This window comes from Streptomyces sp. NPDC031121 (assembly GCF_055570615.1).
The window spans coordinates 73,582-86,095 of sequence record NZ_JBVIGV010000015.1 but is presented as its reverse complement, the minus strand read 5'-3'; the positions used below and the strand labels follow the sequence as shown (position 1 = coordinate 86,095).

Below are 12,514 nucleotides of genomic sequence, written 5' to 3'. Positions count from 1 at the left end.
ATGGCCATTGCGATGGCAGGGGGGATGGGGGTTTCATGGCGAAACTGTCCTATAAGGTGCCAAGTTCGCTGAACAGGAGCTTTCTGGATCACGAGATCACGCTCAGCAAGGGCGGCTGGGCGGCGAAGCCCTCCCCGATCAAGCAACTGCTCTTCTTCGGTGGCGGCATCCTCGCCCTGCTGTGGTTCAGCACGTCGACGTTCGTCGCGAGCTCGGGCCCAGTCGCCATCACGTTCTTCGTTCTCTGGGGACTGGCGGCGATCGCCTACTTCGGCGGGCTGATGAAGACGAAGGAACTGCGCATCATGCGGGTGCCGGCCTTGCTTGCCTACCTGCCCCGCAAGGCCCGGCACGTCCTCACCCGCCGCAGCTCGAACCCCACGGACTTCTACTCGATCGTCGGTATCGACGGGATCGACGAGGACGGGCTGATCCGTTTCTCCGACGGCGGCGAAGGCCGGGTCTACCTGGTCGTCGGATCAGCGAGCTATCTGCTCTTCGACGAGGACCGGATCGGGATCCTCGACCGGGTCGACTCCTTCTGGCGCAAGGTCGAGACGACGTGCGAGCACAGCTTCATCACGACGAAGGAGCCGCAGCGGATCTACCACCAGGTGGCGAACCTGGAGCGGCGCAACCAGGCCCTTCAGCTCCGTGACCCCGATCTGATCGAGCTGCAGAACGAGCAGTACGACATCCTCACGCAGCACGTGGGCGGCAAGTTCCCCTCGATCCACCAGTACCTGCTGCTCAAGGGCAAGAACACCGACGCGCTGCGCAAGGGACACCAAGTCCTCCAGGCCGAGGTCGGCGGCTCCACCCTCATGATCAAGGAAGCCACGATGCTCGACCGCGAGGAGGTCGAGCCGATGCTGCGGGTCTTCTACCAGGGCATCGACGACGAACTGCTCGACCTCAAGACGTCGCTGAACTGACAGCGCCAGGCCGACCCCCACGACGAGGAACGAACGAAGGACACCATGGCGCTGATGACGAAGGTCCGGGCACAGCTCGGCGTCCCGGGAAAGAAGCCTGACGAGACGAAGGAGAGCGGGGAGCTTCCGGTCGGTGATCTGCCCGCGGACGACGCTGCTCAGGCTGAGGGCGTGCAGACGACTGCGGCAGTCCACGGCGTGGCCGACGAAGCCGCCGAGCCGAAGAAGAACTGGTGGCAGCGCCGCCGGGAGGTGAAGCACCTCCAGGGCGCATTCGACGCCTATCCGCATCTGCTCGCGCTGAAGCCGAAGGAGAAGTACCTCTTCCGCTCCGACTACTTCGAGGTCGACGGCTCGGTCGCCTGCATCCTGGCGTACTTCCACGACGACGCCGCGCACGACAACTTCGCCGCCTTCTGGGGCATCGATCGGATCCCGGACGGCCTGGACGAGCGGGTCACCGCGGTCGTGCTTGAGCAGGTCAAGCGGATGGACGACAAGTGGATCGACTCCTATACGAAACAGTCCGAGAAGCTGGAACGGCTCGATGCCAACGAGCAGGAGGAGACGGGCACGACCTCCTCCAAGCGCAAGGCCGCGAAGATCTCCGGTGACCTCGGGGTCACGATCGGAGAGCTCCAAGACGGCGCGAGCTACCTCTCGGTGCACAACCGGCTCTTTCTCAAGGCCCCGGATCTGGCGACCCTGGACGACACGATCGACCGGGTCACGCGCCTGTACATCGACCGCTTCGGCACGCTGAAGGCCGCGCCCTACGCCGGCGAGCAGCGCCAGGAGCTCTCGGGCCTGTGGAAGAACAACGAGAAGAAGAAGGGCAAGGGCTTCCACTTCACCTCGACCGAGCTGGCCGGATCGTACTCACTGGTGACCAACGGCCTCAACGACAAGGGCGGCGAGTACGTCGGCTACATGGTCGGCGACGTCAACAACAGCGCCGTGCTCATGGACGTAAACGCCTACGCCCACCACGTGATCGTCGCCGACGCCACCCTCAGCGAGTACCTCGACCGCCAGCGGGTGGCCAACATGTGGTGCTCGAAGATCTCGCAAGCGACGCTGCTGAACAACGGCCAGGTCGTCCACCTCGTCCTTGACGGGGCGAATCTCGACAAGCTCGGCCCGAGGTTCGAGCGGCTCACCTCGCGCGTGGACCTGAACCAGGGCGACGTGAACATGTTCGAAATGTTCGGCGAGGAGGAGGACGAGCTGACGGTCTTCTCCGCTCAGATGGAGAAGCTCAAGCTGATGTTCGAGCAGCTCTACGAGTCCACCGACGGTGCCGTCGGCTCGATCATCCGCAGTGCCCTCGAAGACACGGCCACGGACTTCTACATCGAGCAGGGCATGTGGCGGCACAACGCCAAGGAGCAGCGCAACCGCCTGCGCGTGGTGAACATCCCGCACACCCAGGTGCCGCGTCTCCAGATGTTCGTCTCCTACCTGGCGACCGCGCACAAGGCGCTGTTGAACTCCAGCAAGACCGACCCGGACCAGCTGCGCGCCTACAACGTGCTCAGAGGCATCGCCAACGCGATGCTGAGCACCAACGGCGACCTGTTCAACAACCACACGGCCTCGGCCGTGGACGGGGTCCGGGATTCGCGGCGCGTGGTCTACGACTTCTCGCGGCTCATGCGCCGCGGCAAGGGCGTGGCGATGGCGCAGCTGGTGAACATCGTCGGCTTCGCCGTCGGCAAGCTGGGAATCGGCGACACGGTGATCATCCACGGCACCGAGCACATCGACGACCGGGTGAAGAAGTACCTCAAGGACCAGTTCGACCATATGCACGAACGCGGCGGCCGGGTGGTCTACAGCTACAACGACGTCGACAGGATGCTGGCGGACAGCGACTTCAACAAGTTCGACGCTGCGGACTACACGCTCTTCGGCCCGATGCGCGACAAAACGGTGGCGGAGTACCAGAAGCAGTTGCACCAGCGGATCCCGCCGGATCTCGCCCGACTCATCACGACCAAGGACGAGAACCTCACGTACCTGCGCCGGGGCGTCTCCAACGTGGTCTTCCACCTGGATCTGGCACTGGGGATCAACCCCTACCGCGAGGCCCAACGCAGGCAGGTCCGGCTGGAGGCGGCCAAGGCCGAAGAGACGGCGCGGATGGACTCGATCATGCACGACAAGCCGATGCCGGGCGCGAACCTCACCAGCATCCGGAAGCACGGCGAGGGCGACGGCGGTGGGGCCGACGCGGGCCAGGCTGACGCGATCAAGCGCAGCGGCGGCAAGAGCCTGCAGCGGCCCGATGGCAAGGCAAGGCGACCGGCAACAAGGCCCAAGCCCAAGAAGCTGGAAAAGACATGAGCGAGGTCGGCACTGATACGAGGACGAGGAGCAGAGGAGAGAGCATGAACCGGACGATCACGGCGGTGGCGAGGCTGCGTGCCCGGGCCGGCCACGACGTGGGTGCAGTCCGCCCGGGCAGGCCCGTGCGCGGGCTCGCCCTCATGCTCCTGGCGGCGCTGCTCGTGCCGGTCTTCATGATGGCGACGTCTTCGCCGGCGTCTGCGGACGACAAGAAGGAGCGCGACAACTACAGCCTCTACCAGCTGGCCTCGAACGCGAGCTCGTACTTCAGCGAGAAGAACTCGCCGCAGAACGACAAGGGCATGCACGAGAACTGGAAGCCGGTCACGTCCAGCCCGTCCTCGGGCGGTTCCATTCTCGGCTACGCCGACCCGGAGTTCAGCCTGGGCGACATCGTGGGCTGGTTCTTCGCCGAGGTGTCGGGGTCCTCGCAGACCGTCACCTACGAGACGCTGGCCGCGAAGGACGACAAGGGCAACGCCAAGTACGCGGGCATGCTCGACTACGCGCACTTCGGGGCGGCCAACAACGATCTCGGCCTGGACACGATGTCCTCGGGCATCGGCGGCCAGATCGTGAGCGTGATCGGGGGGTCGGTCATCTGGGTCCTCTACGCCCTGGCGCTGGCGGTCGGCACGCTGTTCTACGTCATCATCCAGTTCCTGAAGCTCGTCAACCCCTTCCTGTGGTTCTACAACGCGGTCGCGGCGGTGAATCCGACTTTTGCCGAGGGCATGACGGGAGGCGATACCGGAGGCGGCGCCCTCGCGGGTCTGCAGCACTGGATCAGCGGCTGGTACGGCTTGCTCGTCGACATCTCGTGGCAGGCGCTCGTGCCGATCTTCATCGGCTTCGTGCTCATCGGCCTGGTCCTGTTCAAGAAGATGGACCGAGGCTCGGCGATCAAGAAGCTCGTCGTGCGCGTCGTCTTCATCGGCGTCGGCCTGCCGCTCATCGGGTCGATGTACTCCGGCGTGCTCGGAAAGTTCGACGACTCCGTTCTCGGTCAACACGCCGGCCCGACGCGCGTCGTGCTGAGCACTTACGTCGACTTCGAAGCGTGGATGATGAACGACCGCCTGGGGATTCCGGATCAGGCCACTGTTTCCTGGGACGATGGCCAGGCCAGCCCGGACGCGATGATGTCCGTGCGCACGAGTGCGCTGGCGATCAACAAGCAGTCCCACGGGGCGACGTTCAACGGCATCAACATCGGGACGAAGGCCAAAGACGCCGAGTCGGCTTGGAAGGACGGCACCGTCTCCGCCAACGGAGGCCGTGCCTCGGACGACTTCAAAGCGGTGTTCTCGACCTTCGGGATCATCGGCAAGTACATCGCGAGCAACGAGATCGCAGCCTCCGACTTCGAGTCGGGGATCAAGACCTCGATCACGCAACTGGACGAGAGCGCGGATACCAAGAAGAGCTGGTTCGTCGACGAGGACAGTTACGGCGACGTGAAGCAGTTCGGTGAAGAAGCGGGGCCGAAGCCGGTCGATCACCCGGTGATCTCGACCGACGGCACGGGCTTGACCTCCTCTCATCCCGGTAAGGATTCGACGGTCTTCACCACGACAGGGACGAAGGGTGGCTGCGGCTTCACGGTGGGCAAGACGCCCTCCTCGTGCAACCTGTCTCCCCTGGCGGCGTACAACTACCTCAACACCGGGTTCAACCCCGGCTCACTGGCCATGTACTCATCGAACAACGCCACCAGCGGGTTCACCCGCGAGAACCACATGGCCGTCAGCCAGGTGGGCACTGGGCCGGCGAAGTTCATGTACTGGAGCAACGCGGCCACGGTCCTGGGCTCCATCGTCCTGCTCGGCTTCTGGTACGCCATCGGCATGCTGGCCGGGGCGATCAAGCGGACCTTCGGCCTGGTGGCCGCCGTACCGTTCGCGACGCTGGGCGCCCTGCAGGCGATCGCCAAAGTGATCGTGTACTCCACGGCCATGATCATGGAAGTCCTCGTCACGCTGTTCGTCTACCAGTTCGTCTCGGAATTCCTGATCTCGGTCCCGGACATCATGGCCGGCCCCGTGTCGAGCTTCATGAGCCCGGGTGGCCTGTGGGGCAGCCCCACGCTCGGCGGGATCATCGTGGTGGTCCTGACCCTGATCTCCTCGCTGGTGATCATAGGCATCACCTTCGCCCTGCTACGGGTGCGCAAGACTGTGCTGCAGGCGATGGACGAGGTGGTCACCAAGCTCGTGGACAAGTTCCTCGAGACGAACAGCACGCCGAAGCCGGACAAGGGCGGGCTGATGCCTGCTCTGGCCTCGGGTGCGGGGGCCGGCGCGGGTATGGCCATGGGCAACAAGCTCGCCAACGGGTTCGACAGCAAGACCAGCGGTCCGGCGTCCCCGAGCGGGGGCAAGCCCACGGGCAAGACGGCGCCGACGAACGCCGGCGGCACGAACGGTGGCGCCACGGAGTTGACGTCCGGTAAGCAACAGCTGGCCCTCGAGGGCGGCGGGCACGATGGTCCGGATGGACCGGACAGTCCGGTGCTGGATGGTGGTCCTGGTGGTAGTGGCTCCGACGGCGGCAGTGACGGCGTCAAGGCTCTGCCGGGCGGCACCGGTCCCGCCGGTGGTCCGGGCACGCCCGGTCGCGACGGACAGGCCGACAAGGGTGGTCCGCTGCAGCTGACAAGTGGCGGAGCGGGCAGCTCGCGCTCGGACAAGCACACGGCGCAGGGTCTGAGCGCCCAGGGTGGCCTGTCGAACCTCGGGTACACCGCGGACGGCCGCAACGTCATCCAAGGTGAGGTACCTTCCTCGTCGACGGACCCGTCGAGTCCTCGTGGTGGTGCTCAGGGCGAGAGCGGCGCCAACGGCGCTGCTTCTGTCCCGACCAGCGGATCCCGTGGGGCTGTCGCCGGTCAGACGGTACCGACGCAGTTCGGCGCGGGTTCCCAGGGTGCGCAGAGCCAACAGGACGGCAACCAGCAGGCTGCACCGCAGCGCTTCGGCGGCGACGCCGTGCCCGCCCCGGCTCCTGCTCCGGCTCCGACGCGGCCGGGTGCGCCCAGCGCGCGTCCGACCCAGTTCGGCGCGGGCTCCCAGGGTGCGCAGAGCCAACAGGACGGCAACCAGCAGGCTGCACCGCAGCGCTTCGGCGGCGACGCCGTGCCTGCCCCGGCTCCTGCTCCGACACAGCCGGGTGCGCCGAGCGCGCGTCCCACGCGCTCCGCTCAGAGCACCCCTGCCCCGACTCCGGCCCAGACCCCCGTCCGGCCGCCGGCAGGGCAGGAGCAGGCCGAGGCGCAGACGAACAGGGCCCGGCTGCTGCCCGTGAACAGCGCCCGCCGCGACGGCTCCTCGGCTCCGAGGCGGCCAGGGTCCGGTGCTCCGGCTGTGGGTCAGGCTCCGGCTGCGCCTGGTGGGCGGACTCCGGGTCGGGCGCAGGCAGTGCGTCAGCCGGCTTCGAGCCAGACGTCGACGCCTGCCCCGTCGGGGCGTGCTCCGCGGCCACCTGCTCCTGCACCGGCTCCTTCGCCGCGGCAGGCTCCGGTTCAACGTCCGCACCGGACGGCCGATCCGGCTCCCCGGAGCGTGGAGACCCCGGAGCCGCAGCAGCGGCCGGCCGTCGGCCCCCGCCGAGACCGGCGCGACTGATCCTCCGATCGAGGGCGAGTGTGGAGGCCTGACGCATCCGGTGAAAACGATCAACCTCACCGGGTGCGTCGTCCATACGCGGCGCCGCAGCTTCAGGAGGAGACGTCAGAGGCTTGACCACCCGAGGAAGGACAGAACCCCGTGGACGCGATGCCACGGGGTTCTGTGCTGCTGCGCCGGCCAGGCGGGACGTCGACGCTACTTGGCGCACTTGGTCTTGAAGCCGTCCAACAGTGCCTTGCCGGCATCGGAGTCGTCACGCACGTACACGCTACCGCTGATGCTGATCGAGGTGTTGCTGGTCGAGACTGCCTCGCTGCCGGTCCGCCTGTTGCGGGTGTCGTCTCCGGCGACCGTCCATATGATCTGGGACTGGTCCTTGTTGAACTCGCCGGTGCTGGTCACGCCCGGCTTCTCGTAGACACCATCGCAGCCGTACTCATGATGCGAGACGCTGTTGCCCTTGACGACCAGCTGGCCGAGTTTGGACGTGCCGTTGACGTCCTTGATGTAGTAGGTGCCGTCGAGCTTGCCGGCGCTGTCGCTGCTTCCGCCGCAGGCGGTGAGTATGAGTGAGCCCGCGGCCAGGGCCGCGACGGACACGGCAATCCTGGCCCGCGTCCTGCGTGCAGTCCTGGTGATCCTCATGGCGTTTCCCTTCGTTCGTTATGGCAGTCGATTCGAGACGGACAGGCCAGTCAAAATAACCTATGGATAGGGGCTTTTGGCGGACCGGGACCGCTTGTCAGGTGCCTTCTCGGAGGTTGTCGGGCCGATGCCCGGTCAGCGCCCTTGCGGACTGGGTCTGATGGGGCGCTGTGTTCGCCGTCCTGGACGCGCCACTGCAGACGCTGCACCGGCGGGGCGTCTGCCGACCACGAGTACCTGTTCCCGTCCAGTGGCGGCGGGCTGCCGGCCAACACGAACTCAGCTACCAGCAGACCGAGGCCGTCCCCGGCACCAGAGCCGCGCTCGTGAATCTGGTCGGCATCGCTCCTCTGGAGGATCGCGACGCCGTCGCCGCCGCCGCCGTCGTCAAGGCTGTCGGCGTCAAGGGGGCCGCTCTCCTCACCCTCGGCAAGCAGCTGTCCGCCTCGGCCGTCCGGCAGCCCCCGGGCGTCACCGGCTCCGCGCACGGGGGCCGCTCGCGATGCGCGCCCACCGCCACGTCCACGCCCCCGCCACCACTCCGGACGACGACGCCGACTCGCGCGCTGGGACGACGGCGGCGCCCCGCCCGCACAACCCCGTTTCTCCCCGGACGCGCGGCTGCGCGTCGGAGCCGAACTCGACGATCGGCTGGTCGCCCTGCTCCAGCCCCACGAGATCCATCCGCGGATCGTGGGCGACGAGGAGCGGTATCGAGGCCGAGCACGCGGCCCACTCCGTCTGGACGGGCGCCAGCCGGAGCGAACCCCTGTGTCGTCGAGGCCGCGCTCGCTCCTGCCGGAGGAGAGCCGTGTCGAAGGCACACACCTGATCACGCGGCCCACGGACCGCGCGCACCTGCGCACCTGCGCACCTCATGGTGCTCCGTGCACCTCGTTCACTGCCACTCACGGCAATGCCGCCGTCCGACCCGGCCAGACCGGCTTGGTCCCCAGCCGGCCCCCAAAAACGATCTTGAGGCCGTATCGGATGCTTCCGATACGGCCTCTGACCTGCGTATTCGCAAGTCGGGACGACAGGATTTGAACCTGCGACCCCTTGACCCCCAGTCAAGTGCGCTACCAAGCTGCGCCACGTCCCGATACCCGCTGACCTGGGGTTTCCCCCCGGCCGAACGCGCATGAGAACAATACCGCACTCCGCGGGGTGATCGCGCGCACCCTTCCGCTCTCCCGCGCCGCGGCCGACGGGTTGACCTCGACCGAACTTGAGGTTGCATGATCCACTCATGTCTCACGCAACCGCGGACCCCGGGGTCCGCCACGAGGACCTGGGCCGCCTGATGGCGCTCATGACGGGGGCCGAGAAGCACGGCCCCGCCGCCACCTCCACGCTCGACGTGCTGTGGGTGCTGTACGACCGGGTGCTGCGGGTCGCACCGGAGACCGCCGGGGACCCCGGCCGGGACCGGTTCCTGCTGTCCAAGGGGCACGGCCCCATGGCCTACTACGCCGTGCTCGCCGCGAAGGGGTTCTTCCCCGTCGACTGGCTGAGCGGCTTCGGCTCGTACGACTCCCCCCTCGGCCACCATCCGGACCGCGTCCTGGTCCCCGGGGTGGAGATCGCCAGCGGCTCGCTCGGCCACGGCCTGCCGCTCGCCGTCGGCAGCGCCCTGGGCCTGCGGGCGCAGGGCCTGGCCGATCCGGCCGTGTGGGTGCTCATCGGCGACGCCGAGCTGGACGAGGGCAGCAACCACGAGGCGATCGCCTACGCGGGCTCCGCGGGCCTGGAGCGCCTGCACACCGTGGTGATCGACAACGACTCGGCGACGCACGGCTGGCCCGGCGGCATCGCCTCCCGCTTCGAGGCGGCCGGCTGGTCGGCGGTGACCGTGGACGGCCGCGATCACGAGGCGCTGTACGCGGCGTTCACCGCGCCGCACCCCGGCCGCCCGCACGCCGTCGTCGCCCGCGTCGAGAAGAAGGCCTGACCCGCCCGGGGGGACCCGAGGGTTCCGGAGATTCTGGAGGATTGTGTGGACACCATGCGGGAGCGGTTCGTCTCCGTGACATCGCAGCTGCTCGACGAGGACCCGCGGCTGGCGCTGGTCCTGGCCGAGATCACCATGGACGGGTTTCGGCCCGCCCGAAAGCGCCACCCCGACCGGGTGCTGAACGTGGGGATCCGCGAGCAGCTGCTGATCGGCGTGGGCGGCGGCCTGGCCCTCACCGGCATGCGGCCCATCATGCACACGTTCGCCAGCTTCCTGGTGGAACGGCCGTTCGAGCAGGTCAAGCTGGACTTCGGACACCAGGGAACGGGCGGCGTGCTGGTCAGCGCGTCGGCGAGCTACGACTGGCCGGCGGGCGGCTTCACGCACATGGCACCGGGCGACGTGGCCCTGCTGGACACCCTGGACGGCTGGACGGTGCACGTGCCGGGCCACCCGGACGAGGCGGAGGCGCTGCTGCGGCACGCGTACGCCGCCGGCGACGACAAGGTGTACGTCCGGCTGTCGGCGCTGTCGAACGAGGCGCCGCGCCCCGTGGACGGGCGGCGGATCCAGACCGTCCGGGAGGGCGGCGCGGGGGTCGTCGTCGCGGTCGGCCCGATGCTGGACAACGTGCTCGCCGCGACGGAGGGCCTGGACGCGACGGTCCTGTACGCGCCGACGGTACGGCCCTTCGACGGGGCCGCGCTCCGCGCGGCGGCCGGCCGGGCGGCGGCCGATGTCGTGCTGGTCGAGCCGTACCTGGCCGGCACGTCCGCCGGGGCCGCGGCCGAGGCGCTGGTCGACGTGCCGCACCGGGTGCTGGGACTGGGTGTGGACCGGGCGGAGCTGCGCCGCTACGGCACGGTCGACGAGCACACGGCGGCGCACGGCCTGGACCCCCGCTCGCTGCGTGAGCGCGTCACCGCCTTCCTGCGCTGAGGCGGCGGCCCCCGACGGCAGGCTCAGCCGGTGCGGCGGGCGCCCTCCCGGGCGCGGATGATCCCCCCGAGTTCCGCGGCCAGGGCCTTGATGCCCGCAAGGCCCTCGGTGCCCCACTTGCGGGGTTCGACGTCCACCGCGCACACCGTGCCGAGCACCGTGCCGCCGCGGTCGGTGACCGGGGCTCCGGCGTAGCTGCGCACGCCGCTCTCGTCGACCACGGCGTTGCCGGCGAAACGGGCGAAGTCCCGTACGTCCTCCAGGACGAGGGCCCGGCGCCGTACGACGACGTGCGGGCACCAGCCGCGGTCCCGGGAGAGCACTCGGGCGGGATAGCCGCTGGCGGGCGCGCCGGGTACGTGGTGCAGCCCGGCGAAGAACTGGCGTTCCTCGCCGACGAAGTTGACGCCCGTGTAGGGGGCGCGCAGCTCCTCGGCGATATGGCGCGCGAACGCGTCGAGTTCGGTGTCGGCCCGCTCCCCCAGGCCCAGTTCCCGCAGCCGGACGGCGCGCGCGGGCGCCTCCCGGTCGACGGGTGTGAGCAGCAGGTGTCCGGTCGACTCGTAGTGGGTCACGTCGGTTCCCCCCGATCCGTGGGCTGGGCGGGCACGGCCGGTGCGGCCGTGGACAGCAGGTGGTGGACGAGTTCGGCGAGGACGGCCGTCGCGGAGTGCGCGAGCCGGGCGTCGCAGTGGACGACGGGCACGCCGGGCGCGAGTCCGACCGCTGCGCGGACCTCTCCGGCGGTGTAGCGGCTGCCCGGGTCGAACTCATTGACGGCGACGACGAAGCGGATGCCGCGGCTTTCGAAGAAGTCGACGGCGGGGAAGCAGTCGGCGAGGCGGCGGGTGTCGACGACGACGACGGCCCCGAGCGCCCCGGCGCACAGCTCCTCCCAGAGGAACCAGAAGCGCTCCTGCCCGGGGGTGCCGAAGAGGTACAGGACGTGGCCGGTGTCGAGGGTGATCCGGCCGAAGTCGAGGGCGACGGTCGTGGCCGTCTTCGCGTCGGCGCCGTCGAGGGGGTCGGTGTCCGCGCCGACGCCGCTGAGGAGTTCCTCGGTGCACAGCGGCGGGATCTCGCTGACCGCGCCGACGAAGGTCGTCTTGCCCGCGCCGAAGCCGCCCGCGACGAGGATCTTCAGCGTCGCGGGCCGGGTGGCGGCGGGGCCGCGGGGGTCACAGTCGGCGGCGTAGGCCATCGAGCACCGCCCGCAGGAGGGTCTGGTCGTCGGCGGGGGCGCACGGCCCGCCCGCGCCGGGGAAGCGCGGCGCGTGCGCCGTGACGGCCCCGGCCTCGACCAGGTCGGACAGGAGGACCTTCACCACCGCCGCCGGGAGCCGCAGCTGCCCGGCGACCTCGGCGACGGTGACGGCCGCGGCGCCCGCACAGAGCCGCAGGGCGGCGGTGTGCTCGGCGCCGAGCGGGGCGCGCGGCCGCGCCCCGGTCGCGGTGACCGCGGAGAGCAGGTCCAGGGCGACGGCCGGGCGGGTGCGGCCGCCGCTGGCCGTGTACGGGCGCACGACCCGCCCCGCCGAGTCGTCGAGCCAGGGCGCCGGCTCGCGCGGGGCCCCCGTGCCGGGCACGGCGCGGGCCCGGGTCACTCCGCTGCGGCGGCGGGCCGCCGGGGCGGGGCCGCCAGGTAGGGGCGGACGCTCTTGACGAGCATGGCCATCTCGTAGCCGAGGACGCCGGCGTCGGCTTCGCGGTCGGCGAGGACGGCGAGGCAGGTCCCGGATCCGGCGGCCGAGACGAAGACGAGGGCGGTGTCGAGTTCGACGACGACCTGCCGCACCTCGGCGCCGTCCCCGAACCTGGCTCCGGCGCTGCGGCCGAGGGAGTACAGGCCGGAGGCGAGGGCGGCCAGGTGGTCGGCGGCGTCCGCGTCCAGGCCGTGCAGGCACGTGACGAGGCCGTCGCGGGTCAGCAGTACGGCGCTGCGGGTGTAGGGGACGCGCTGTACGAGTCCGCTGAGCAGCCAGTCGAGGTCGGAGAGCCGGCTGGTCGCCGTTGCGGTGTCGCCGCCCATGGTGGTGCGCTCCTTGCTGGGTCCGGGGCCGGGGGCC

The 12,514-nt window shown here is 69.4% G+C and carries 10 protein-coding genes, 1 tRNA gene and 1 pseudogene; 6 read left to right on the top strand and 6 right to left on the bottom strand.

The annotated features are described in order from the left end of the window. Positions 1-56 precede the first annotated feature (56 nt). From ACZ462_RS26305 to ACZ462_RS26295, 3 genes are read left to right on the top strand one after another with little or no spacing between them, the layout of a single operon-like run. Positions 57-935, top strand: coding sequence for a hypothetical protein (locus ACZ462_RS26305; protein WP_467805460.1), 879 nt, complete (start codon positions 57-59; stop codon positions 933-935). Positions 936-989: 54 nt separating this feature from the next. Further along, a complete protein-coding gene (locus ACZ462_RS26300) occupies positions 990-3,281 on the top strand; it encodes a hypothetical protein (RefSeq protein WP_467805459.1) in 2,292 nt (763 codons plus the stop codon). A gap of 44 nt (positions 3,282-3,325) precedes the next feature. Next, positions 3,326-6,907, top strand: coding sequence for a hypothetical protein (locus ACZ462_RS26295; RefSeq protein WP_467805458.1), 3,582 nt, complete (start codon positions 3,326-3,328; stop codon positions 6,905-6,907). 198 nt (positions 6,908-7,105) lie between these two features. Here the strand turns inward: ACZ462_RS26295 and ACZ462_RS26290 are convergent, their stop codons facing one another. Beyond that, positions 7,106-7,510: a hypothetical protein gene (locus ACZ462_RS26290; RefSeq protein WP_467805457.1), complete on the bottom strand. Its 405-nt coding sequence runs from the start codon at positions 7,508-7,510 to the stop codon at positions 7,106-7,108. 547 nt (positions 7,511-8,057) lie between these two features. On the opposite strand from ACZ462_RS26290, the pseudogene ACZ462_RS26285 reads away from it, so the two are divergent. Next, positions 8,058-8,428 (top strand): annotated as a pseudogene (locus ACZ462_RS26285) (hypothetical protein); the annotation flags it as partial. 155 nt (positions 8,429-8,583) lie between these two features. Here ACZ462_RS26285 and ACZ462_RS26280 read toward each other — a convergent pair. Further along, a tRNA-Pro gene (locus ACZ462_RS26280) sits at positions 8,584-8,657 on the bottom strand. Positions 8,658-8,804: 147 nt separating this feature from the next. Between ACZ462_RS26280 and ACZ462_RS26275 the strand changes: the two genes are divergently transcribed. Both ACZ462_RS26275 and ACZ462_RS26270 read left to right on the top strand, forming a co-directional pair. Further along, complete coding sequence (locus tag ACZ462_RS26275; protein WP_467805456.1) at positions 8,805-9,506, top strand: transketolase; 702 nt, start codon at positions 8,805-8,807, stop codon at positions 9,504-9,506. Between the two features lie 45 nt (positions 9,507-9,551). Next, a complete protein-coding gene (locus tag ACZ462_RS26270) occupies positions 9,552-10,448 on the top strand; it encodes a transketolase family protein (protein WP_467805454.1) in 897 nt (298 codons plus the stop codon). Positions 10,449-10,471: 23 nt separating this feature from the next. Here ACZ462_RS26270 and ACZ462_RS26265 read toward each other — a convergent pair whose 3' ends face one another. Genes ACZ462_RS26265 through ACZ462_RS26250 form a run of 4 tightly spaced genes read right to left on the bottom strand, consistent with a single transcriptional unit; the run spans position 10,472 to position 12,477 of the window. Continuing rightward, on the bottom strand, positions 10,472-11,023 hold the full coding sequence (locus ACZ462_RS26265) for a GAF domain-containing protein (RefSeq protein WP_467805453.1): 552 nt from the start codon (positions 11,021-11,023) through the stop codon (positions 10,472-10,474). Next, positions 11,020-11,649 carry a GTP-binding protein gene (locus ACZ462_RS26260; protein WP_467805451.1) on the bottom strand — a complete coding sequence of 210 codons (630 nt, stop codon included), beginning with the start codon at positions 11,647-11,649 and terminating at the stop codon, positions 11,020-11,022. The genes ACZ462_RS26265 and ACZ462_RS26260 overlap by 4 nt, the downstream gene beginning before the upstream one ends. Continuing rightward, positions 11,627-12,034 carry a DUF742 domain-containing protein gene (locus tag ACZ462_RS26255; protein ID WP_467805450.1) on the bottom strand — a complete coding sequence of 136 codons (408 nt, stop codon included), beginning with the start codon at positions 12,032-12,034 and terminating at the stop codon, positions 11,627-11,629. The genes ACZ462_RS26260 and ACZ462_RS26255 overlap by 23 nt, the downstream gene beginning before the upstream one ends. Before the next feature lie 14 nt (positions 12,035-12,048). After that, positions 12,049-12,477 (bottom strand): roadblock/LC7 domain-containing protein, encoded by a 429-nt coding sequence (locus tag ACZ462_RS26250; RefSeq protein ID WP_114058593.1) that lies wholly within the window; start codon positions 12,475-12,477, stop codon positions 12,049-12,051. Between the last annotated feature and the right edge of the window lie 37 nt (positions 12,478-12,514).

Coding starts and splice junctions, on each gene's coding strand:
- ACZ462_RS26300 (WP_467805459.1), top strand. CDS start 990: ATGACGAAGGTCCGGGCACAGCTCGGCGTCCCGGGAAAGAAGCCTGAC.
- ACZ462_RS26295 (WP_467805458.1), top strand. CDS start 3,326: ATGAACCGGACGATCACGGCGGTGGCGAGGCTGCGTGCCCGGGCCGGC.
- ACZ462_RS26275 (WP_467805456.1), top strand. CDS start 8,805: ATGTCTCACGCAACCGCGGACCCCGGGGTCCGCCACGAGGACCTGGGC.
- ACZ462_RS26260 (WP_467805451.1), bottom strand. CDS start 11,649: ATGGCCTACGCCGCCGACTGTGACCCCCGCGGCCCCGCCGCCACCCGG.
- ACZ462_RS26250 (WP_114058593.1), bottom strand. CDS start 12,477: ATGGGCGGCGACACCGCAACGGCGACCAGCCGGCTCTCCGACCTCGAC.